Genomic DNA, 21,208 nt, shown 5'->3' with positions numbered 1-21,208 from the left:
CCCAATTGTGGCGGGGCTTTTTTTGGGAGTGATCTCCTAGAAGACTTTTCTAATCGAGTTAAACGTCTTAAGATTGAAGAGGGCGAGTTTTTAACTTGTCTCATCACTTTATCTATTTACAACGACCTGATTTAAAGGTTGACAGCGAAAATTCATGTTTGGTTTGATCGGTCACTCGACGAGTCTGGAACAAGCGCATAAGACTGCTGAAAAACTTGGCTTCTCTGAATATCAGGGACAAGAGTTGGATTTTTGGTGTTCTGCTCCTCCCCAGATTATTGATGAGATAACAGTAACCAGTTTGACGGGAGCAACCATTTACGGGAAATATGTGGAATCGGCTTTCCTTCCAGAAATGTTGACGCAGCGTCGGATTAAAGCAGCGGTGCGGAAAGTTCTCAATGCTATGGCTCATGCCCAAAAAGCCAATATCGATATTACTGCTCTTGGGGGCTTTTCTTCGATTGTCTTTGAAAATTTTAATCTTCAGAATAACCGTCAGGTTCGCAACGTGGACTTAGATTTTCGGCGCTTTACCACGGGCAATACCCATACTGCTTATATTATTTGTCGTCAGGTTGAACTGGCAGCAGAACAAATGGGAATTAATCTTTCACAAGCAACTGTCGCCGTGTGTGGCGCAACCGGTGACATTGGGAGCGCTGTTTGTCGCTGGCTCAATGCCAAAACATCTATTCAGGATTTATTATTAGTTGCCCGCACCCAAGAACGTTTAGAAGCATTGCAATCAGAATTAGGACGGGGCAAAATTATAGAGATGGATGAGGCACTTGCTCAAGCTGATATTGTGGTTTGGGTAGCAAGTTTACCGAAAGGGGTTGAAATTGATCCAGAAATGGTCAAAAAACCTTGTTTAATTATTGATGGCGGTTATCCCAAAAACTTTGATGCTCGCATCCAACATCCAGAGGTGGTGATTCTCAAAGGAGGGATTGTGGAACACGCTTTAGATATTGAGTGGACTGTCATGGAAGCAGTGGATATGGAAGTTCCTAATCGCCAGTTATTTGCTTGTTTTGCTGAGGCGATGTTACTGGAGTTTGAAAAATGGTACACTAATTTCTCTTGGGGACGAAACCAGATTACTTTAGCCAAAATGGAACAGATTGGTGAAGTCTCTCAAAAACATGGCTTTCATCCCCTCTTGTTGAAGGAAGCCGTCAGTGCTAAATAAAAGATAGACTTGCTCTCTTGTCTTCATAATCAGTCGTTTTCTGCTTGATCACTAGCAACTCTTCTATGTCAAAATCAAACCGCAAAACCTTCCTCCTTGAATTTGAAAAACCCTTATCAGAGTTAGAATCACGGATTGAACAAATTCGTGAATTGGCAGAAAATAATCAAGTGGATGTTTCTGATCAAATTCAACATCTTGAAGAAAAGGCGGTACAACTACGCAAGGAAATTTTTAGCACTTTGACACCTGCTCAACGCCTACAGTTAGCCCGCCATCCCCGTCGCCCCAGTACCCTTGACTATATCCAAGCAATGAGCGAAGAATGGTTTGAATTACACGGCGATCGCGCAGGACATGATGATCCAGCTTTAGTCGGCGGAATTGCTCGTCTTAACGGTCGCCCCGTGATGATGTTAGGGCACCAGAAAGGACGCGATACGAAAGACAATGTTGCCCGTAATTTTGGCATGGCTTCTCCCAGTGGCTACCGAAAAGCAATGCGTTTGATGGAACACGCCAATCGTTTCCGAATGCCCGTATGTACTTTCATTGACACCCCTGGCGCGTGGGCGGGTGTCGAAGCGGAAAAAACAGGACAAGGAGAGGCGATCGCGTACAATTTACGAGAAATGTTTAGCCTTGATGTTCCCATTCTCTGCACGGTAATTGGTGAAGGGGGATCAGGCGGTGCTTTAGGCATTGGGGTCGGCGATCGCATTTTAATGCTAGAACACGCCGTTTACACAGTCGCAACCCCAGAAGCCTGTGCAGCGATTCTCTGGAAAGACTCTGGCAAGTCAGAACAAGCCTGTGAAGCTCTGAAAATCACCTCTTGGGACTTAAAAAAACTGGGAATCTTAGATCAAATCTTATCCGAGCCAGTACGCGGGGCTCACGCTGATCCCATTGGCGCAGCAAACTTCTTAAAAGAAGCCTTAATTGCCAACTTAGACGAACTAATGCAACTGTCTCCCCAGCAGCGACGGGAACAACGCTATCAGAAATTCCGCCATATTGGTAAGTTTACCGACCTAGCAGAACGGGGTCAACTGCAACTCCCCAGCGAAACGGAAGGGGAAACTCATCATCACGTTGAAGAAACACCCTCCTCTCATTCTCTGAGTTATTAGTCATTTAGCCAAATCAAACGGAGGTTGGGCTGAAGTAACGAAACTCAACAAGATTGACGCACTCCCACGTCTTAAAGACGCGCTTGATTCAGCGGTCAAACAAGAGACGCAGGGCAAGCCTGTCTTACTCTCTCTAACACCTGAGATAGCGCCCTACCTCAATATCTTCAACAACCGGAACTTTACTTCTCGCGAAATTGAAGATAATTCCATTGTACACAAACTTGTAGGGTTTGTTCGTTTTCAGGCTATCGAAGCCTTCAACTCACCGCCTTATATCCAACGGCTAAAGCACGTTGGCGCGTGCGGCGACTTCTGTAAAATAGTCAGAGAGCGGTGGGTTTCAAACCCGTTTTGTTTTCAACCTTTCTCCCTGGCTAATCCAGATAAACCGATTTTTGTCAAGCCCTTTTCCGTTTCCAGACACCTTGCTTAATATAAATTCATCTCATCTCTGGGTGAGAAAATGAAGCAATTATTTTTCTGAGTAACGATGGATTAGGGGAGAGAAGTCTCTTTTTTGAGGTTTAGTCACAACAATCCACCATCCCATGTTCAAAATATCATAGAAATTGTCAAATTCCAAATTTGCCCCTTCTAACCCTTGGTTTTTCGTGGCTTGTAAGGTTTTGTAATATAAGTTTTTCTGAAGAAAAGAAGAGAAGCCTTATTAATATCTGATGAATACGCGATCGCGCTACTCAGACGACTGACCTTTAATCAAAAAAAGGATAACCGAAAGGTCACCCCTGATCTTTATCATTAACATGGAAAGGGAACCGCTTAAGGATCATTAGTAGGAGTGACTGATTGTCGAGGCATGATCATGTCTCCAGTTTCTCCAATTGTCAATTCTAATTAACGAATAAGCTGTGATTTTGCTTAAGGTAAAACTATCAAATCTTTCACAAAAAAATCAAGAGGATACAATCTAAAAGGGCTCATTTATACGATGCCAAGCCTGATCTAGTGCTTTTTTCATCCGTTTTCCGGCTTTGCTGGCGCGATGTTGTAAATCATCCCATTTATCTTGCAGAAAAGCAGTTGCTTCTTTGATGGCGTTGTCGTCATGTTTTCCGGAAGCAGCGAGTTCATCCCCTACTTGTTTGACTTTGATACGGACAGTTTCTGGTTGATCATCAGGTTTAATTAGCGATTCAGCGCGATCGCGCATCCGTCTGACAAAATGTTTCACTTGTTGGGATTTTTCGCTTAAAAAGCCTTTTAGCCCTTCAGATTCACTTTTCAGGCGATCTTTTGCCCCTTCTTTAATCACAACCGCATCGGTGTCGATGACTTCAATATCATCGGGAAATAAGACCGCGCGATCGTCGAATGGACTCGCAATCTCACCGCCTAAAATATAAGCCACAATATCTCCCGTTTCCCAATCAAACAAGAAATCTTCAATCCAACCCACTGCATCACTTGTGCGAGACATTCGGATTGGGGTGCGATGCAGTTGACGGAACACATCACTCGGGGTTTCCATGCCAAAATAAGAGTAGCTTAAAACCGCATCTGGTCCCACAACCGCCACTTCATCTAACGGAACATAACCTTCATCGCTACTGAAATAAGAAACACGACCAGAGTCATCCACCCAAACTTCATCAATCTTGCCATAACCCGTTGCGGTGCTACGATCCATTGCCATTAATCCGATCATCTGGCTACGACGAATGACATTAATCATGACGATACACCTCCTCTGATGCGCGAGAATGAAACGTGATTAGATTGAGACAATCTACTTTGATCTTAGATAAAAATTTTGGAAAGTTGCTATGGGTTAATTCCCTCCACAAAGGTTAGTATGACCGAACGGGTGATTAAGTTTATGATTTACTACCGTTTGATGCTTGTTCTTCTAGCCACCCATTAAAACTTATAATTGCTTGTTGAATTTTCTCGAACACTGATTCCAAATTAGAGGCTAATTCTTGAACTCGTTCTGTTTTGAGTTCCACATTATAGGTATGTAACACTAAGTGGCGAAATTTACGATATTCATCTAATTCCAATAAAAGAGAACCACTCCACAAAGGAGGACGATCTTCACCTCCAACATCCGCAACTTGTCGTAATAATGCTTGATGCCAATTTTTCCCTTGTGGTAAATTGCCATCAAGTGTCACAGCAACAGATTCACTAATTCTCTCGCATCCTCGATAAAAATCATTAATGTAGCTGGATAATGCAGGAACTAATGCCACTTCTGGAATTGTTTCAGCTGGCTGTAAAACTAATTTCAACCGCTCTAAGTTACGTTCAATAGAAACCAATTCATCTTCAATTCGAGATTTCAAAGCTAGATATTTATCATTCGGCATTGGCGTTTTTTGTAAAATTCGGGAACGGACTTCTGGGGAAACATTTTCTAAAGAAACTAAGTCAACTTTTAACCAATCCGGTGTAATCTCCTCTATCTTATCGTAGGCTTCATCAATCTCTTGACGTGATAGTCCAATTACCGCTAAATCAAGATCAGAATCCCAATGCCAAGGGGAATCTCCACGGAGAGAACCAAATAAAATTACATCAATTGCTCTGTATTCTTGTTTGAGTAGATTAATACATTTTTCAGCAACATCCAATGCTATTTTTTGCCTAGATTTTAATCTTTGTGACATTTCAAACTATTTTTATAATTCATTCTATATTAATATTTTAAATCTTATGTTCTAATAATTTATAATTACCAATTCCTTTATTTTTCCCCGCTTACTCGCGTTGCTATTAATATTTCGGGCTGCTTCCACTCTTTCAATTCGATAAGGATAATAAGCATTTTCAAAAAAATCATCTGTTGGGTCTTCATTTTTGGGATCAGAATTACTCAATAATAATTTTGCTCCTTTTTGATCCAATAAGTGGAAAAAATCTCTCAACCTTAACTGTTCGGAATTATTGAAACTTTGCTTAGAATAAGCATTAAAACTTGATGTTTTGCTAATCGGTCGATAGGGTGGATCGAAATAAACGAAAGAAGCCTGATCAACGAATGCTTTGCATTGGGTGAAATCTCCTTGATGAATTGCTGTTTGCTCTAAAATTTTGGCAACTTGTCTGAGATTATCTGCATCGCAAATTCTAGGCTTTTTATAGCGACCGAAGGGGACATTAAACTCTCCTTTTGAATTCACTCGAAATAGTCCATTAAAACAGGTTCGATTGAGGAAGATCAGTTGAGCAGTTCTTTCAATCCAGTTTGACGTATAAAGATCAAAGTTGATTTGATTGCGTTGTTGATTATAATCAGTGCGGACTTGATAAAAAAAGTTTTTTCGTTCTTCCCCAGGTAACGCCAGATAGGTTTTTTGTTTATCCCATAAGTGATTAATTAATCCCTCAACTTCTTTTTGAATCGTTTGATAAGCGAGAATTAACTCAGGATTAATATCAGAGATTATAAAGTCTTGAATCGGATAAGTATTAGCAACCTTAAAAAAGAGGGCTCCTCCGCCCACAAATGGCTCAATGTATCTTGTCATTGAACCCATTAGTAATTCTTTAGGAAAAAAGGATTCGATTTGTGCTAGGAGTTGCGTTTTTCCCCCAGCCCACTTCAGAAAAGGTTGAGCTTGTTTTTTAGTCATTATTATTGGTTCTTGGGTAACTTCTTACTGGTAAGTGTTATTCCCCGATCAAGTTTAAGATCAAGTGCATCAGGCTTTGAGTCTTTGGAGTAATGGGTCGAGATAATTAAGTTTTGTAACGCCAGATCTCAGAAAATGTTGCAACAGAGGGGATGATGAGAGCAGGGAAACGATAGAATAATCAAGATTACAAAATTGCTTCACTGGCAATGACAGGGGAGCAAGACACTAAACTTATTTTTTAGATCATCATAAAATCAGTTGCTTTGGGAGGATAATAAAAGATGCGAGATGCAGTCACAACTCTAATTAAAAATTATGATGTAACCGGTCGCTATTTAGACCGTGATGCGATGGATGAGCTTCAGTCTTATTTTGCATCCGGGATGGCGCGAGTCCAAGCAGCGACTCTGATTAATTCTAATGCTGCTGCAATCGTGAAAGAAGCGGGAAGACAACTCTTTGATGAACAACCAGAGTTAATTCGCCCCAGTGGAAATGCTTATACAACTCGCCGTTATTCCGCCTGTTTGCGGGATATGGATTATTATCTCCGTTATGCCACTTATGCGTTAGTCGCTGGGGATACTTATGTTTTAGATGAGCGAGTTTTACAGGGGTTACGAGAAACTTACAATTCGCTTGGCGTTCCCATCGCGCCCACGGTTCGCGGAATTGAAATCATGAAAGAAATGGTGAAGAAAATGGCGGAAGATGCGGGAATGCTTGATACTTCCTTCATTGACAAACCCTTTGATCACATGAACCGTGAGTTAAGCGAAAAAGATATTTAACGAGGAGGCGGTCGGGAAGCCCATCTCTTTCAACGTCGCAAAGAGTGAGCACCCGACCACTGTCATTAGTCATTAGTCATCTGTCATTGGTTATTAAATAACAAAGAACGAAGAACAAAGAACAAATAACCAAAATTAAGTTAAAGTTTTCCGTAAACGGGAAGGGTTGCGCCTCGAACTTCTCTTGCGCCCTCTGAGGCGAGATAACAGATGGCTTCTGCTAAAGATTCGGGTCTCACCCATTGATCCGCTTGGTCACTTCCCATGGCTTCACGGTTTGTCGGAGTATCAATAATACTAGGAAGAACACAATTAGCGGTAATATTATCGTAGTCTTTAACTTCTTCGGCTATAGCTTGGGTTAACGCCACAACCCCCGCTTTCGATGCACAGTAAGAAGCGAGTCCGCCCATGGGTTGTACCGCCCCTTTTGAGCCAACAGTGACAATACGCCCATAACCTGAGTTAATCATCGCGCGGAGGCTATGTTTACAGACTAGGAAAGTTGTATCAAGATTTAATTGGAAATCTTTTTTCCAGTCCTCATAACTGTAATCAACCAGTTGTCCCATGGAAAAACCACCGACAAGGTGAATGAGAACATCCACTCGTCCCATATCTTCGATGAGTTGAGAAATGGCGCTCTCTTTACTTAAATCGAGTGTGACAAAGCGAATGCTTTCAAACTCACTGGGAGATAAAATTTGCTTCAAACGTTCTACTGAAGCCTCGCTGCGATAGGGAATGGTGACTTTTGCGCCTCGTCTAACCACCGCAGGGGTAACGCCTAAACCTAAACCGCCAGTTCCGCCAGTGAGAAGAACTTGTTTTCCTTCCATATTGAATTCCTTCCTTGTTTACTTCTTCCTCAACTTAACAAACGGCTTAACTGCAAAAAATCTGCAAAAAGTCTTTTATCATAGGGAAAGTATTTTTAATTGTTATAGTCAGCATCGATCGCGCAAACTCAACTAATGAAACAATCCCCCATTCTGCACCTCGAAGGCGTTAGTAAAACTTATTCCCGTCAAGGCATTCCCGCAGTGAACCAAGTTAGCCTCAGTGTCCCGCAAGGACATCTGCTGAGTTTATTGGGTCCTTCTGGGTGTGGAAAGACAACGCTATTACGACTGATTGCAGGATTTGAACAACCGTTTCAAGGGAAAATTACCATCGCCGAAAAAGTGGTAGCAGATGCGACTTCAAATGTCCCCCCAGAAAAACGGGATGTGGGGATGGTCTTTCAAGATTACGCGCTGTTTCCGCACCTGAATGTTGCGAAAAATATTGCTTTTGGCTTAAAACAACATCGCAGCAGTGGGATGGAAATGAAAAAGCAAGTGCAATCTGCTTTAGCCTTAGTGGGGTTAGAAGGCTTAGACCAACGGTATCCTCACGAACTCTCAGGGGGACAACAACAACGAGTCGCCCTCGCCCGTGCGTTAGCCCCACGCCCGAATTTAGTGCTTTTAGACGAACCGTTAAGCAATTTAGATGTGCAAGTCCGTTTACGCTTACGAACGGAATTACGGGATATTCTCAAGGCTTCAGGGATTGCTGCGGTATTTGTTACCCACGACCAAGAAGAAGCCCTTTCGATTTCTGATTCCGTGGCGGTGATGCAACAGGGTCACTTAGAACAGCATGACACGCCAGAAACCATTTATACTTACCCTGCATCTCGGTTTGTTGCGGAATTTGTCACGCAAGGAAACTTTCTCCCCGCTAATCGCACCAGAAAGGGTTGGGAAACTGAAGTCGGAACATTTACCTTAAACTCCTCGCAGGTGTCGGATGAGGTACAAGGGGATCACGGGGATTTAATGATTCGCCAAGAAGATATCACCTTGATTCCTGATGAAAATTCTGAGATTATGGTGCGCGATCGCGAGTTTTTAGGACGAGAACATCGCTACCGTCTGCGACTTCCTTCTGGAATGGAATTACAAGCGCGAACCCACCAAAAACAACTCTTAGCCCCCCAAACCCGCGTTCAAGTTAAATTGAATGAAGACTTATTACATCTCTTTCCGAGTCATACCTCAGGAAAACAAGGACAAATGCAACCGCAGTTGATTTCCCATCAGTAATCAGTGACTAATGACTAATGACCAGTGACCAGTGACCAGTGACCAGTGACCAGTGACCAGTGAACAGTGACCAATGACCAATGACCAGTGACCAGTGAACAGTGACCAATGACCAATGACCAGTGACCAGTGACCAGTGACCAGTGACCAGTGACCAATGACAAAAGATCACTTTCAAATTGCTTTTGCACCGCTATTCTTTGATGAAGTGTACGATCTCGCTGATGATCCAGCCAATGGCGCGATCGCGCTGATGAGTGGGACAGTACGGGAACAAACTGATGGAAAACCCGTTGCTTATCTAGAATATCAAGCCTACGAACCCATGGCGATCGCGCTATTTAAACAAATTGCAGCCCAAATTCGGGAACGATGGTCGCCAGTGAATCGGGTGGTGATTCATCATCGCGTTGGACGGCTAAAAATTGGCGAAATTAGCGTTTTAGTTGCTGTGGGATGTCCCCATCGTAGTGAAGCCTTTGCTGCTTGTCAGTACGCTATAGACACCCTCAAACATAATGCCCCCATTTGGAAGAAAGAAGCGAGTATTCTCCCTGATGGAACTATTGAAGCGAACTGGGTGGATTGTCCGCGTTGTTAGTCTCACTTTTCAGGTATCTGCCATCATGGCACTTATTTCAGGGAATTCCTCGATACAGTAACCAATAAACCAATCAACAACAGAGGAGGATTCCATGAAACATCCTTTTGATCTGGATCATCAGAATCTAGAAACCGTGGATTTAGAGTTTTTAGAACCGCTCACCGATGAAACGATGAAGCCCCTTGACGGTGGCAAGGCGGAAGTAACAACCCTCGCCTTGGGGGTTTTTCTTGATGAAACTGATAGGCTTGCCAAGAATTAATCCAACGGGCGGGACAACTCTGCAGCAGCGATTCTTATGGGATTGCTATAATGCTTTGACCTCACATTCAGCAAAAGATCATGAGTAAGCCAAACCAACCTTGAATTTAGTTACAATTGACCTACCGAAGACAATCAGCAACTGAAGAAACAAATCTATGATCCCTACCGTTATTGAAACCTCGGGTCGTGGCGAACGCGCCTTTGATATCTACTCTCGCTTACTTAGAGAGAGAATTGTCTTTTTAGGACAACAGGTGGATGATGAAATTGCCAACCTAATCGTGGCGCAAATGCTCTACTTAGAAGCAGAAGACCCCGAAAAAGATATTTATCTCTATATCAATTCTCCTGGGGGTTCGGTGAGTGCTGGACTGGGGATTTTTGATACCATGAACCAGATCCGTCCTGATGTTTCTACAATCTGTTTAGGACTCGCTGCAAGCATGGGGGCATTTCTCCTCAGTGCTGGTGAAAAAGGAAAACGCCTCAGTCTTCCCCATTCTCGCATTATGATTCACCAACCCTTAGGGGGGGCGCAAGGTCAAGCCACCGATATTGAAATTCAAGCAAAAGAAATTCTCTATCTCAAGCAGCAGTTGAACCACTACCTAGCCGAACATACGGGTCAGCCCTTAGACCGCATTGCAGAAGACACAGAGCGCGACTTCTTTATGTCCCCTCAAGAGTCCATGGAATATGGCTTAATTGACCGTGTGATTGAACGTCGTCCCTCCGCAAGTAACCCACCGTCTTAACGCTTCACCTGTGACCAGTACCAATCTGTTTCCTGTTTCTTGTTACTGGTCACCATGGGCAGTGGGCGTGGGTTGTTTTTCTAAATATTGGAGGAATTCTAATAACTCCGATTCGGAGAGAAGAGAGCGCGATCGTTTACCATAAGTCTCTTCTAAGAATTTTCGTCCTTGTTCGCTTGTCCAGTTCAGTCGTCGCAATTCAACATTCGTGCGAGCAATAATATCAGAGCTATCCATAATCAATTCTTCAGCCCGACTTGATGCACTCGCCCCTGCTTCGGTTTCAGTGGAAGCGATCTTTCTACTGCTCACTTCAGGGTCATTGCGTTCAGTTTCCACATCTGTGTTTAGATCTTGAACCAATTCAGAAGACTCAGAGGAGGACAGACTAGATCTCTCCTCTGTGTGGGAAACACCATTGACAGCAGTGGGAGACCCCTGAGAAGACGGTGATTGGTTTTCAGTGAAACTAACTTCGCTCGCTTGTGAGATGAAAGTTTGAGTCGTAGGAGTATCAAAGTCTTTTTGAGGGGAGGAAGCAACAGTTTTTTCCGCTTGTTCTGGTGTTGAGGTGACAACAGAAGGGGACGAAGAAGGAGAAAGAGAAAGATTTAAAACAGCTAAAGCGCGATCGCGAGCTTTATCTTCGGCTTGTTCAACTGTATCAGCAGCAGCGAGTCCAGTCGCAAGGGTCAACCCTTCATTTTGGACACTAGCGCGAACAATATATTTTCCGTGGTCAATTTGAATTAATTCGCTAATAAGACTTCCTTGGGGAAAATGAGTGCGAAATTGCTCAAGCATAATGATAATTGTAATTCATGACTGGTTCTTGCTCTGTGGTCTGAGCACAGTTAAAAATCAATTTAGGAAGAAAGATGGCAACTATGATCAGACTCATTTCGGACTCAAGTCCAAAACCAGATAGAATAGATAAAGATAGCACTACTTCTGTAGTTTAATCGTTATCGAATGAAGATGCTATTGCAAGCAAAGCCCATTGATGCGCTCCGAAGACATCAGCAATTGATTGGCTTGCTGTTCTCTAAACATTAGCTATAGTGGTTTCATCGTTCAACGAATAACACGCCAGCAGTAGTGTTTTTAAAGTCTGCACATTCTGTGTAAGTGAACCCGATAAGATACTAATATCAGATGGAATTTTCAATCGCTACAATCCTGTCTCATTTAAGTGATAATAAACTGGTTGCCCCAAAAGTTCTCGAAAAAAAGCTCAACCTTCAAGATGAATACAGTATCCAACAATTACAAGTTGCTCTGGATGCTTTAGAACGCATCGGCGTTATTGTCAAAGAAAGAGGAAAATATCGCCGTCCTCCCCAAGAGGATGTGGTAGAAGCAAAACTCCGTTGTTCCAGTAAGGGATTTTGTTTTGCCATTCAAGACCAAGAAGGGACGGATGATATCTATGTCCGCGAATCTCATTTAGGCAGTGCTTGGAACGGCGATCGCGTTTTAGTAAAGGTGATTAAAGAAGCCAGTCGCCGTCGTTCTCCTGAAGGAGAGGTACAAGTGATCCTTGATCGCGCCAACCCTTCCCTTCTCGCCCAAGTTCGAGAAGTAGAAGACGACAACAAGCAAGAGTATCACGCTGTCCCCCTTGATGATCGCCTATTGTTTGAACTCAATCTCAGTCCCGATGGTGCGGACTTAAAAGAAGCAGTGGATCATTTGGTTCATGTGGAAGTTTTGCGCTATCCTCTCGGGGATCATCCTCCTCTGGGTCGAGTGACAAAAGTGCTGGGAAGTGACGCGGAAGAAGCAGCAGATACAGATATTGTCTGTTGTAAACATGACTTACCGAGAACTTTCTCTCAACACGCTTTAGCCGAAGCCGAAGCCCTGACTCCAACCTTTGATGAAAAAGCTCTTGCCAACAGACAAGATTATCGAGATCTGCTGACGATTTCTCTGGACGAAACACCACAAACACAAGAGAAGCCTCCTTTTGTGGAAAATGCTCTTACTTTAGATAAAACTAATGGTGGGAACTGGCGTTTAGGGATTCATCTTGCCGATGTCGCCCATTATGTCTCTTCCGACTCGGCTTTAGATAATGCAGCGAAACAACGGGGAACCGCAGTCTTTTTAAGAGATTTAGTGATTCCTCTGTTACCGCCAGAAGTCCAGCAGTGTGCATCCTTGATTCCTGGAGAAGATCGGCTTGCAGTCAGCGTAGTGCTAACTGTGGATCAAATGGGTGAGATTCAAGATTTTTCTATTGATGAAAGTGTGATTCGGGTCGATCAACACTTTAGTTATCAAGAAGCGCAATCCTTATTAGGGGGTAAGGAAGAGGTTGCGCCAGAACTGAAATCTGCGGTAGAAATGCTCCATGAACTCTTTTTCACCCTGAGTCCCTTGGTCAAAGCACAACGGCTGCAACGAGGCGGGTTTGATATTGAACTCCCCGAAGCCCAGAGCGGATTTAAAGATGAAGGACGCTTAGGGGCTGTTGTGGTGGATTCTTCCCTACCAGTGCGCTCTTTACTGACTGAGTTAATGATTCTCCCTGGACAAGTTGTGGGAGGGCACTTACAAGCCCTTGGAGTCCCTGCCATTTATCGCATTCAACAGATTTCTGATTATACGGAAATTGAAGACTTGATGAAATTGGGGAATAACTTAGAACTGCAACTGGAATTGGAAAATGAGGATGAGTTGCGTCCGCAAGATTATCAGAACTTCAGCCGTCAAATTTCTAAATCTAGCGCCGCTCGCGTGTTGATGTTTTTCTTGAAATCAACCCTGAAATTAGCAAAATATAGCACGAAACCGGGTGAGCACTTTGGACTAGCCGAAAGCACGGCTTACAGTCCTTGTATTTCTCCAGGACAACGCTATGCTGATTTGTGGGTGCAACGGATCTTAAAGTCTGTTTTTCAAGAGGGGCGCGATCGGCGACACAGTCGGGCCAAAGAAGGCGTGGATCTGCACGGTCCTGGCAGTCACGGTAAAATCAACTGGAAAGTTCTTCCGCCCGCGATGGCAACGGAGTACGAAGAACAAATTGCCAGTTTCATTCACCATCTCAATGAACGAGACAAAATGGTGGAAGATGCTGAAAATGACCTCAAAGGACTCAAAAAAGCCGAGAAAATGAAAGAACGGACGGGAGAGGTTTTCTCAGGCTTAATTACAGGTGTTCAATCTTATGGTTTCTTTGTGGAAATTGAAGACTTACTCGTGGAAGGCTTAGTTCATGTCAGTTCCCTTAAAGATGACTGGTATGAATATCGCGCCCGTCATGCTTGTTTAGTGGGTCGCAAAAACCGCATTGCTTATCGTTTGGGTTCGCGAGTGAAAGTGCAAGTGAAAAGTGTTGACTATTATCGTCAGCAAATTGATCTAGTCACCGTTTCCGGCGCAACTCCTGCAACGGATGAAGACTTTGATAATTAATCGTGCGGGAGAGGGAAAAACCATAATGAATGGTTAACAATTAATAAGGAAGGGAAATAAGGGGAATTGGCTGCAATTGCCTGTTCCCTTTTCCCGATTTTGCCAAGAACCAAGAACACATAACCAATAATGAATTTACCGCTGACTGTCGGAATTAGTGGCGCTTCCGGCTTAATTTACGCTGTGCGTACCCTCAAATATTTATTAGCTGCAGACTATACCATTGATGTCGTTGCTTCCAAGGCTAGTTTCATGGTTTGGCAAGCCGAAAATCAAGTTAAAATGCCCGTAGAACCAGATCAGCAAGAACAATTCTGGCGAGAACAAGCGGAACAACCCCAAGGCGGAAAACTACGCTGTCACCGTTGGGGAGATGTGGGGGCAACTATTGCCAGTGGTTCTTATCGCACTTTAGGAATGCTCGTCATTCCTTGTAGTATGAGTACAGTGGCAAAGATGGCGCAGGGGTTAAGTTCTGACTTATTGGAACGGGCAGCGGATGTGCAACTGAAAGAAGGAAGAAAATTAGTCGTTGTTCCGAGAGAAACGCCGTTTAGCCTCATTCATCTGCGGAATCTCACTGCTTTAGCAGAAGCGGGGGCAAAAATTGTCCCAGCGATTCCAGCTTGGTATCATAACCCCGAAACCATTGAAGATTTAGTGGATTTTGTTGTTGCTCGCAGTCTCGACCAATTTGATATTCCTTGTGTTCCTCTTAAACGTTGGGAAGGACATTAAACCTACTGAATATCCAACTGAAAGCTGGGTAAGACATCATCTCCTGAGTGGGAGAAGCTGCGCTATTAACCTCGGCGAGGACGACCAAGGGTTGTAATATAAAGGACGGCTTCGTCTTCGGGAATCCCTAACACTTCATTGACTTGGTTATCAAAAAAGCCTGCAATTCCACTTACCCCAAGTTTTAAATAAATTGCTGCTAAATTGAGGCGTTGTCCCAGATGTCCAGCATCTAAATGGAGATAACGATAAGCGCGATCGCCGTATAATTGAATGGCTTGTTTTAAATCAGCCGTATGAAACATAATAGCGGACGCATCCCGTCCTAAATCTTGTCCTAAGCATAAATAATGCAATTCCCGACGGAAGTTTTTAAACCGAATTTGCCTTAATTCTTGGGTCTTTGGCGCGTAGTAATAACAGCCTTCTTCGAGGTCAGTTACACCAGAAACAGCAACAAATGTGGAAATTAAGTTTAAATCAAAGAAGTCTGGATTTGCATCTAAACCCTGTAGCCAATAGTCTTGGCTTTGATAAGTAAAACTGAGGAGTTGTTTGAGTTCATCTAAAGTAATTTCCTGTCCATTAAAACCGCGAGTAGAACGACGCTTGATAATTGTTTCTTGTAATCCTTCTAAACTGTCTCCCCACGCAATCGGTTGACTTGTTGTGGAAACTTTGAGGCAAAATGGAAAGTTATATTTGTCTTCTTTCTCGCTGTCTTTAATTCCTTTTGTAACTGCTTTCGGTTCAGTTTCAATTTTAGTCAGTTCATGAAGATAAGGGAGTAATTCCCCATCAGGAATATTCGGTGGAAAGCTACGATTAGCAGGAGAAGGTAAAGCGGTTGTCGTGGGAGATAAATTTTGTTTAATTTCTAATAAATCAGCTAGTGCTGCAACAGTTATCACCCCTTCTTCTTGAGGATTCAGATAAAGAAGTTCATTCATCCCATCATCATTAAACCCACCAATGAGATGAGGGCGATAATCACACAAACTTCCAGCTAATTCAAAGTTACCTAATAAATGTCCAGTATCAAGAAAAATCCGTCGATACGCGCGATCTTCATACCGCCAAGCGGAACGATAAAATACGGAGGAAACTGCAAGGGCGAGTTCTGTATTTTCTAATGTTGAATGCCAAAAACAAGCTGATTGTAAATCTGACCAAACGGAGTCTTCCCAAAAATGAACGAGAGAATGGGTTTGACACTGATAGTTATATAAACCAGGTGGTAAAAAGGCTAACCCTCTCACAATTAAATAAACTTCTGCTGGATAGAGTCCTCCTGCTGAAGGTGCAGCACGGAGTAAAATTTTATCCCCTGAAGGCGTTTCTAGTCTGGCTGTTACACCATAGGAGAGGAGTAAAAATCGGGAAAGTCGCTGCCATTTTTCCCAGTTTTCTTCTGCTTTCGGGGGATCATTGAGATAAGGTTTTAAGTCGTATGTTGTCCCCAGTTTATAGTCTTTGTAAGGAATGGGTTGTTGATCCCAATTGAGAGAACGAGCTTTTTTAGCTATCGTGTCTGGGTCGTATTTCGTGCGTTCGTGGTAGTGTTGGGCGAGGGTCGGTTGCCATTCAGACATCAGTTTAGAGAGGTTAACGCCTATGAAAAATTATAAGATGTCTGTTGCACTGTTTCGCTAATTTTGTTGCAGCCACCTCAAGAGGTCTTGACGAGAGTTAGCTGATCGCGCTTTAAAGACAAAGTTCTGTTGACCACTCTGTGTTTCCCCGTTCGGGATAACATTTTTGCTGTCTTCCCAGCCAAATCAGTTCCCATCCTTGAGGATGCGGGGTAAACTCAGCGCGATCGCGCACCCCCGCAACCGAATCATCCAATAATCCCGTTTTAGTTAGGGTCACGATGACTTGATCAGCGTCTGGACAACTGACATTAATTTCTTGTTTTTGAGATTCTTGTAACTCAGAAAAGCCAAACGCTTCTAACACAGTGGCTTTCGGATCTTCAACAATGGTTTGATTCAGATTCGGATTATTTTTGGTGATGTCTGCTACAGAAATCGCTTGGTAATCACTGCGATTTTGAGAATCAATGCTGTTATCACATTCAGAATAGGGATTACTATTTTCGGAGGGAGTTGTATCAGGGCTACAACTGGTTAACATAACTCCTGCTAGCAAGATTATTGAGAGGTAACGATTCATTGGTTTTTGATCGGTTAGGATATGTTAAGGCTTTTATTTGATCATGACTGAGAAAAAAGAAGAATGTTTCAACTGCAAAATGTCGTTCCTTGGGGGCGTTCTTTTCAAGACTATATCGAGATGTTTAATCTCACACCTTCGGATTTAGAATTATCAATTCTTGATTGCGCTGGGGGACCCGCCAGTTTTAATGCAGTCATGAAACAACAAGGAAAAACCGTTATTTCTTGCGATCCAATTTATCAGTTTACCCCTGAACAAATTCAACAACGAATTGATCAAACTTACCCGATTATTATTGATGGTTTATATAAAAATATTGACCAATTTGTCTGGAAAAAAAATCCAACACCAGAAGCTCTAGGGGCAGATCGTTTATCCGCAATGAATACGTTTTTAGCAGATTTCTCAACTGGAAAAGCAGAAGGACGTTATCGGGAAGTGGGCTTTCCAGAATTACCCTTTTCTGACGAAACGTTTGATTTAGCAGTTTCGTCGCATTTACTCTTTACTTATTCAGAACAATTTTCTCTAGCGTTTCATTTGCAATCTATTTTTGATTTATCCCGCGTTGCCAAAGAAGTTCGGATTTTCCCCTTAGTTGAAAATTTTACCAGTCATCAATCCCGACATTTAGATGCAGTGTTATCAGAACTTTCTAAACAAGGATATCAAACCGAAATTGAAAACACAATCTATGAGTTTCAGCGTGGGGGGAATCAACTCTTAAAGGTTCGTCAAAATTAATCCTCTGTTTTTCTAGCTCGTGTTTGATAGACTAATTAAGGTTAGTGAATAGGTAAAAAAATAGCACGTGGCTAAACTTTATGGCGTTAGCGTCGGAACAGGCGATCCAGAATTAATTACGGTTAAGGGTTTGAAGTGTCTCCAGGAAGCGGATATTGTGGCGTTTCCAGAGGGAATCAACGGAAAGTCGGGAATTGCACAACGGATCATTTCTCCGTGGCTACAATCGCATCAGATGTTGTTACCGTTGAAGTTTCCATACATCCAAGATGATCAGGAATTAACGGAGGCTTGGAACGTTGCAGCGCAAACGGTTTTACCTTATTTGCAAAAGGGAGAAGATGTGACGTTTGCGTGTGAAGGGGATATTAGTTTTTATAGTACCTTCACCTATTTGGCGCAAATGGTACAAAAACTTGATCCTACCATTGGTGTGGAAACCATACCAGGGGTTTGTTCGCCGATGGCGGTGGCTTCAGAGTTGGGGATTCCTTTAACCGCGCGATCGCAGCGTTTAATAATTCTACCAACACTTTATCATCTTGAAGAACTGGAAAAAGCGTTTCAAGTTGCAGAAGTGGTGGTGTTGATGAAGTTTAGTTCTCTCTATTCTCAGATTTGGGAACTGTTACAAACTAAAAACTTACTCGATCACAGTTATATTATCGAACGGGCGACAATGCCAGAACAAGTGGTTTATAAAGATTTAAAAGAACAAGCTGATTTGAAATTATCTTATTTTTCAGTGATGATTATTAAGGTTTCTACGAGTTGGAATTAGTTTTCTAATTCAAAATAAGACTGCGCCAAAAGTGCAGCTTGCGTTCGATCGCGCAGATCTAAACGCCTTAAAATATGCGTCACATGATTTTTAACAGTTCCTAAAGAAAGATAGAGATGTTCTGCAATTTCAGCGTTACTTGCACCCGTTGCAATTAACTTTAACACTTCTTTTTCTCTTGCGGTTAACTCTTCCCATCCCTGATGATATTCGCGAGATGGTTGCGGTTTTACTTTTGACATTAATTTTTGCAAAATTCCTGGACTCAACTGACTGTAACCTTCATTCACTGCACGAATTACTCGCGCTAATTCTTCCGTTGGGGTATCTTTGAGTAAATACCCTTTTGCGCCAAATCGTAACGCTTGAATTACGTAATCATCCTCATCAAATGTGGTTAAAACTAACACTTTCACATTAGGAAAATGCTCAGAAAGTTGCTTTGTTGTCGCGACACCATCCATAATTGGCATTCGGATATCCATTAAAATAATATCAGGTTTTAAGGGTTCAATTTGTTGTAAAACTTCTTGTCCATTTCTGGCTTCACCAACAATTTCGAGGTCATCTTCTAAAGAAAGTAACGCCTTTAACCCTTCAGTGACTAAACTTTGATCATCTGCTAATAAAACCCGAATCATACTCTTTCATCCTCCACTGGAAATATAATTTCAATCGTGCATCCTTTTCCCAGTTCACTGGTAATTTTAAATTGTCCTCCTAAACTGAGGGTTCTTTCTTTCATTCCCTGTAACCCAAACCCAGTTGTATTTTGTGTATATTCAAATCCTTTTCCATCATCACTAATCATTAAAATAGCTTCTGTCCTTTCAATTTCTAAGCTAACCCAAATCTGACTAGCGCAAGCGTGTTTTGTAATATTGGTTAAGGCTTCTTGAACTAAACGATAAACCACTCGTGATATTTCTGTGGAAAGAAAAGTACAATTTTTGAGGTCACAGTTTGTATAAATTCCTGTCGTTTTTTCTAACTCTTGTAAAGAGAATTGTATCGCCTCAGCTAAACTTTTTCCTCCTAACGGATCACGGCGTAGGCTAGAAACAGACTGGCGCACTTCTTGTAATCCTTGTGAGCCTAATTCTTTTGCTTTTTGAATAAAAGAATAGGCTTTTTGCGGTTGAGTTTCCCATAACTTTAATCCTCCTTCTAGCTGCAAATTGAGAGCCGTTAAAATATGACCTAAGCTATCATGAATTTCACGAGCAATGCGATTTCTTTCTTGTAAGGTTGCTTGATCTTCAATTTTTAAGGCGTATTGACGAAGTTTTTTATGCGCGATCGCGAGTTGACTTCGACTCTCTCGTTCTGCTAAAAGTGTATTAATTAAAATCAAAACAAAAAGCAGACTCAGACAGAATAATAAAATAAAGCTGGGCAATAATAATTGAATCTGTTGTCTAACCTCGGGTCTAACTTCAATTTGTCTTAGCCGATAAGAGAGGGTAAATAAAAACGAGAGCACTGTGAGGACAGTAATTAAAACTTGTTTCTGGGGAGGATAGATTAAGCAAGCTCGAATTAAAACGATTAAATATAAAAAAGGGAGGGTGCGACCACTTCCTCCCAGAAAAACGACCAGTATCGCTAAAAATAAGTTAAATAAAATATAGAGTAATTTATAATTGGAGTTACGTTTCGGTAATTTTAATCCTAATCCACATAAAATGACTAAAACCAGAAAGATAAGTCCCTTAAATTGTTGCACTTGTACTGCTAGCAGTGGTGGTGGAATCAGGATTTCTCCAATCAAAGATATACCAAATAATATCCACTCTAAATAGAGTAAAAAACGAAAAGGGTGAGTTTTAATAGTGATTAGATGATTCATCTCTCTTTGAGGCTTTACAACCTGATCAGAGTCCTCTAATAATCAAGAGACTTAACTGATTTAATATACTACAAATAAAACAGATTTGAAACATGACTAAAGTCATTTCTTAACTCATGACTTTTTCCTCATGCACTAATTCTAAGCCTTTTCTAGGATAAATATGTCAATCCAAATTTATCTGTTAGTGGAGGTCATGAGAAATGCTCAAGCAACTTAATAGCGAATCATTCAACAGCATTGTTTCTGCATTAGAAGATTTTGATTCTCAAGACATCGAAAGTTTTTCCAGCAATCGAAGTTATGATACGGAAACTGGATATGAAGCAACCGCAACGATTACTGTTGCCGATCAAACTTATAATGTTGATTATGCTGATGGCGTGCTAACCGTTAGTAGTGGGCGATGGAGTCAAGAAATTCCCATTGATATCCCAGAAGAACTACCAATTAATGACAATGTCACTCGTGAGTTTTCTATTAACAGCAGCTATACGCCAGAAGCAGGCTATAACTTCACTCGCAATAGTGCTTTGGAAAGAGATAATGGAAGCAATGCGAGTGGAGAATTAAGTGTTGAAACCGATGGCGAAGGAAATATTAGTTATGGCGGAACTCGTTTGTTTACCTCTCCAACTGGAATGACAATGGAGTTCAACATAGAAGGAACAGGGAGTTATGACCCAGAAACAGGATATGATGGCACGACAACCATTGGTATTAATGATGAAGAAATTATTTTTAGTCGTGGAGAAGGGTTGATTGAAACCTCTTTTTCAGAAGTTGCTGCTGAATTTAACTTAGCTGATTATCAATTTTCTCAAGTTGTCAATAACTTCAGTGATTTTCTTAACGATGCAGATATTGATAGTCTTCAAAATGTTAATTTAGCCAATTTAACTGAGACTGAGTTTAACGTGGCTTCCGAATTCAGCTAATATGAAATCTAATCAAGTCTGCTGCATACCCCCCTTATGCAGACAGGATCATTTCATTCTGCTGAAATCACTGTAGAGGGGCTAGCACGTCCTTCTTTGTTAAAAACTGTTTCTGCTGTTGGG

At 42.0% G+C, this 21,208-nt stretch carries 21 protein-coding genes; 12 read left to right on the top strand and 9 right to left on the bottom strand.

What is annotated here, in order from left to right; all coding sequences use genetic code 11:
• Window positions 1-154: 154 nt before the first annotated feature.
• Together PCC7418_RS04805 and accA are read left to right on the top strand one after the other, a co-directional pair.
• Window positions 155-1,195, top strand: coding sequence for a long-chain acyl-[acyl-carrier-protein] reductase (locus tag PCC7418_RS04805; RefSeq protein ID WP_015225046.1), 1,041 nt, complete (start codon window positions 155-157; stop codon window positions 1,193-1,195).
• Window positions 1,196-1,260: 65 nt separating this feature from the next.
• Window positions 1,261-2,328, top strand: coding sequence for an acetyl-CoA carboxylase carboxyl transferase subunit alpha (gene accA / locus PCC7418_RS04800; protein ID WP_015225045.1), 1,068 nt, complete (start codon window positions 1,261-1,263; stop codon window positions 2,326-2,328).
• 931 nt (window positions 2,329-3,259) lie between these two features.
• Here the strand turns inward: accA and PCC7418_RS04795 are convergent.
• The 3 genes from PCC7418_RS04795 to PCC7418_RS04785 all read right to left on the bottom strand — a co-directional run bounded on the left by PCC7418_RS04795 (window position 3,260) and on the right by PCC7418_RS04785 (window position 5,927).
• Window positions 3,260-4,024 (bottom strand): PRC-barrel domain-containing protein, encoded by a 765-nt coding sequence (locus tag PCC7418_RS04795; RefSeq protein ID WP_015225044.1) that lies wholly within the window; start codon window positions 4,022-4,024, stop codon window positions 3,260-3,262.
• A gap of 142 nt (window positions 4,025-4,166) precedes the next feature.
• Window positions 4,167-4,961, bottom strand: coding sequence for a nucleotidyltransferase family protein (locus PCC7418_RS04790; RefSeq protein WP_015225043.1), 795 nt, complete (start codon window positions 4,959-4,961; stop codon window positions 4,167-4,169).
• A gap of 51 nt (window positions 4,962-5,012) precedes the next feature.
• Complete coding sequence (locus tag PCC7418_RS04785; RefSeq protein WP_015225042.1) at window positions 5,013-5,927, bottom strand: DNA adenine methylase; 915 nt, start codon at window positions 5,925-5,927, stop codon at window positions 5,013-5,015.
• A 284-nt stretch (window positions 5,928-6,211) separates the two neighbouring features.
• Between PCC7418_RS04785 and apcB the strand changes: the two genes are divergently transcribed.
• Window positions 6,212-6,721: an allophycocyanin subunit beta gene (apcB, locus tag PCC7418_RS04780; RefSeq protein ID WP_015225041.1), complete on the top strand. Its 510-nt coding sequence runs from the start codon at window positions 6,212-6,214 to the stop codon at window positions 6,719-6,721.
• Between the two features lie 140 nt (window positions 6,722-6,861).
• On the opposite strand, the gene fabG is transcribed toward apcB, so the two are convergent.
• Window positions 6,862-7,560, bottom strand: a complete 699-nt coding sequence (gene fabG / locus PCC7418_RS04775) for a 3-oxoacyl-ACP reductase FabG (RefSeq protein WP_015225040.1) — start codon at window positions 7,558-7,560, stop codon at window positions 6,862-6,864.
• 135 nt (window positions 7,561-7,695) lie between these two features.
• On the opposite strand from fabG, the gene PCC7418_RS04770 reads away from it, so the two are divergent.
• The 4 genes from PCC7418_RS04770 to clpP all read left to right on the top strand — a co-directional run bounded on the left by PCC7418_RS04770 (window position 7,696) and on the right by clpP (window position 10,434).
• Window positions 7,696-8,811 (top strand): ABC transporter ATP-binding protein, encoded by a 1,116-nt coding sequence (locus PCC7418_RS04770; protein WP_015225039.1) that lies wholly within the window; start codon window positions 7,696-7,698, stop codon window positions 8,809-8,811.
• A 157-nt stretch (window positions 8,812-8,968) separates the two neighbouring features.
• Window positions 8,969-9,412: a molybdenum cofactor biosynthesis protein MoaE gene (locus tag PCC7418_RS04765; RefSeq protein WP_015225038.1), complete on the top strand. Its 444-nt coding sequence runs from the start codon at window positions 8,969-8,971 to the stop codon at window positions 9,410-9,412.
• A 94-nt stretch (window positions 9,413-9,506) separates the two neighbouring features.
• Window positions 9,507-9,677 carry a hypothetical protein gene (locus PCC7418_RS20425; RefSeq protein ID WP_015225037.1) on the top strand — a complete coding sequence of 57 codons (171 nt, stop codon included), beginning with the start codon at window positions 9,507-9,509 and terminating at the stop codon, window positions 9,675-9,677.
• Between the two features lie 157 nt (window positions 9,678-9,834).
• Complete coding sequence (clpP, locus tag PCC7418_RS04760; RefSeq protein ID WP_015225036.1) at window positions 9,835-10,434, top strand: ATP-dependent Clp endopeptidase proteolytic subunit ClpP; 600 nt, start codon at window positions 9,835-9,837, stop codon at window positions 10,432-10,434.
• 42 nt (window positions 10,435-10,476) lie between these two features.
• On the opposite strand, the gene PCC7418_RS04755 is transcribed toward clpP, so the two are convergent.
• Window positions 10,477-11,241 (bottom strand): hypothetical protein, encoded by a 765-nt coding sequence (locus PCC7418_RS04755; protein ID WP_396275485.1) that lies wholly within the window; start codon window positions 11,239-11,241, stop codon window positions 10,477-10,479.
• A 348-nt stretch (window positions 11,242-11,589) separates the two neighbouring features.
• On the opposite strand from PCC7418_RS04755, the gene PCC7418_RS04750 reads away from it, so the two are divergent.
• The gene (locus tag PCC7418_RS04750) at window positions 11,590-13,857 is read left to right on the top strand and encodes a ribonuclease R family protein (protein ID WP_015225034.1); all 2,268 of its coding nucleotides are present in this window, start codon (window positions 11,590-11,592) and stop codon (window positions 13,855-13,857) included.
• 129 nt (window positions 13,858-13,986) lie between these two features.
• The gene (locus PCC7418_RS04745; protein WP_015225033.1) at window positions 13,987-14,595 is read left to right on the top strand and encodes a flavin prenyltransferase UbiX; all 609 of its coding nucleotides are present in this window, start codon (window positions 13,987-13,989) and stop codon (window positions 14,593-14,595) included.
• 65 nt (window positions 14,596-14,660) lie between these two features.
• Here the strand turns inward: PCC7418_RS04745 and PCC7418_RS04740 are convergent, their stop codons facing one another.
• Complete coding sequence (locus tag PCC7418_RS04740; protein WP_015225032.1) at window positions 14,661-16,187, bottom strand: SagB/ThcOx family dehydrogenase; 1,527 nt, start codon at window positions 16,185-16,187, stop codon at window positions 14,661-14,663.
• 112 nt (window positions 16,188-16,299) lie between these two features.
• Window positions 16,300-16,731 carry a hypothetical protein gene (locus tag PCC7418_RS04735; RefSeq protein ID WP_041596147.1) on the bottom strand — a complete coding sequence of 144 codons (432 nt, stop codon included), beginning with the start codon at window positions 16,729-16,731 and terminating at the stop codon, window positions 16,300-16,302.
• Window positions 16,732-16,833: 102 nt separating this feature from the next.
• Between PCC7418_RS04735 and PCC7418_RS04730 the strand changes: the two genes are divergently transcribed.
• Window positions 16,834-17,517 carry a hypothetical protein gene (locus PCC7418_RS04730; RefSeq protein WP_015225030.1) on the top strand — a complete coding sequence of 228 codons (684 nt, stop codon included), beginning with the start codon at window positions 16,834-16,836 and terminating at the stop codon, window positions 17,515-17,517.
• A gap of 67 nt (window positions 17,518-17,584) precedes the next feature.
• On the top strand, window positions 17,585-18,298 hold the full coding sequence (locus PCC7418_RS04725) for a precorrin-2 C(20)-methyltransferase (RefSeq protein WP_015225029.1): 714 nt from the start codon (window positions 17,585-17,587) through the stop codon (window positions 18,296-18,298).
• On the opposite strand, the gene PCC7418_RS04720 is transcribed toward PCC7418_RS04725, so the two are convergent.
• On the bottom strand, window positions 18,295-18,939 hold the full coding sequence (locus PCC7418_RS04720) for a response regulator transcription factor (RefSeq protein ID WP_015225028.1): 645 nt from the start codon (window positions 18,937-18,939) through the stop codon (window positions 18,295-18,297). The genes PCC7418_RS04725 and PCC7418_RS04720 overlap by 4 nt on opposite strands.
• Window positions 18,936-20,147 carry a sensor histidine kinase gene (locus tag PCC7418_RS04715; protein WP_015225027.1) on the bottom strand — a complete coding sequence of 404 codons (1,212 nt, stop codon included), beginning with the start codon at window positions 20,145-20,147 and terminating at the stop codon, window positions 18,936-18,938. The genes PCC7418_RS04720 and PCC7418_RS04715 overlap by 4 nt, the downstream gene beginning before the upstream one ends.
• A gap of 203 nt (window positions 20,148-20,350) precedes the next feature.
• Here PCC7418_RS04715 and PCC7418_RS04710 point away from each other — a divergent pair, with 203 nt between their 5' ends.
• Window positions 20,351-21,085 carry a hypothetical protein gene (locus PCC7418_RS04710; protein ID WP_015225026.1) on the top strand — a complete coding sequence of 245 codons (735 nt, stop codon included), beginning with the start codon at window positions 20,351-20,353 and terminating at the stop codon, window positions 21,083-21,085.
• Window positions 21,086-21,208: the final 123 nt, after the last annotated feature.

Source organism: Halothece sp. PCC 7418 (genome assembly GCF_000317635.1).
Lineage (GTDB): Bacteria > Cyanobacteriota > Cyanobacteriia > Cyanobacteriales > Rubidibacteraceae > Halothece.
The sequence above is the reverse complement of the archived record's forward strand: the minus strand, read 5'-3'. Positions and strand labels throughout refer to the sequence as shown.

Bases quoted from the DNA above. Each gene is read 5' to 3' on its own strand.
- PCC7418_RS04805 (WP_015225046.1), top strand. From the start codon at position 155: ATGTTTGGTTTGATCGGTCACTCGACGAGTCTGGAACAAGCGCATAAG.
- accA (WP_015225045.1), top strand. From the start codon at position 1,261: ATGTCAAAATCAAACCGCAAAACCTTCCTCCTTGAATTTGAAAAACCC.
- PCC7418_RS04795 (WP_015225044.1), bottom strand. From the start codon at position 4,024: ATGATTAATGTCATTCGTCGTAGCCAGATGATCGGATTAATGGCAATG.
- PCC7418_RS04790 (WP_015225043.1), bottom strand. From the start codon at position 4,961: ATGTCACAAAGATTAAAATCTAGGCAAAAAATAGCATTGGATGTTGCT.
- PCC7418_RS04785 (WP_015225042.1), bottom strand. From the start codon at position 5,927: ATGACTAAAAAACAAGCTCAACCTTTTCTGAAGTGGGCTGGGGGAAAA.
- apcB (WP_015225041.1), top strand. From the start codon at position 6,212: ATGCGAGATGCAGTCACAACTCTAATTAAAAATTATGATGTAACCGGT.
- fabG (WP_015225040.1), bottom strand. From the start codon at position 7,560: ATGGAAGGAAAACAAGTTCTTCTCACTGGCGGAACTGGCGGTTTAGGT.
- PCC7418_RS04770 (WP_015225039.1), top strand. From the start codon at position 7,696: ATGAAACAATCCCCCATTCTGCACCTCGAAGGCGTTAGTAAAACTTAT.
- PCC7418_RS04765 (WP_015225038.1), top strand. From the start codon at position 8,969: ATGACAAAAGATCACTTTCAAATTGCTTTTGCACCGCTATTCTTTGAT.
- PCC7418_RS20425 (WP_015225037.1), top strand. From the start codon at position 9,507: ATGAAACATCCTTTTGATCTGGATCATCAGAATCTAGAAACCGTGGAT.
- clpP (WP_015225036.1), top strand. From the start codon at position 9,835: ATGATCCCTACCGTTATTGAAACCTCGGGTCGTGGCGAACGCGCCTTT.
- PCC7418_RS04750 (WP_015225034.1), top strand. From the start codon at position 11,590: ATGGAATTTTCAATCGCTACAATCCTGTCTCATTTAAGTGATAATAAA.
- PCC7418_RS04745 (WP_015225033.1), top strand. From the start codon at position 13,987: ATGAATTTACCGCTGACTGTCGGAATTAGTGGCGCTTCCGGCTTAATT.
- PCC7418_RS04740 (WP_015225032.1), bottom strand. From the start codon at position 16,187: ATGTCTGAATGGCAACCGACCCTCGCCCAACACTACCACGAACGCACG.
- PCC7418_RS04735 (WP_041596147.1), bottom strand. From the start codon at position 16,731: ATGTTAACCAGTTGTAGCCCTGATACAACTCCCTCCGAAAATAGTAAT.
- PCC7418_RS04730 (WP_015225030.1), top strand. From the start codon at position 16,834: ATGTTTCAACTGCAAAATGTCGTTCCTTGGGGGCGTTCTTTTCAAGAC.
- PCC7418_RS04720 (WP_015225028.1), bottom strand. From the start codon at position 18,939: ATGATTCGGGTTTTATTAGCAGATGATCAAAGTTTAGTCACTGAAGGG.
- PCC7418_RS04715 (WP_015225027.1), bottom strand. From the start codon at position 20,147: ATGAATCATCTAATCACTATTAAAACTCACCCTTTTCGTTTTTTACTC.
- PCC7418_RS04710 (WP_015225026.1), top strand. From the start codon at position 20,351: ATGCTCAAGCAACTTAATAGCGAATCATTCAACAGCATTGTTTCTGCA.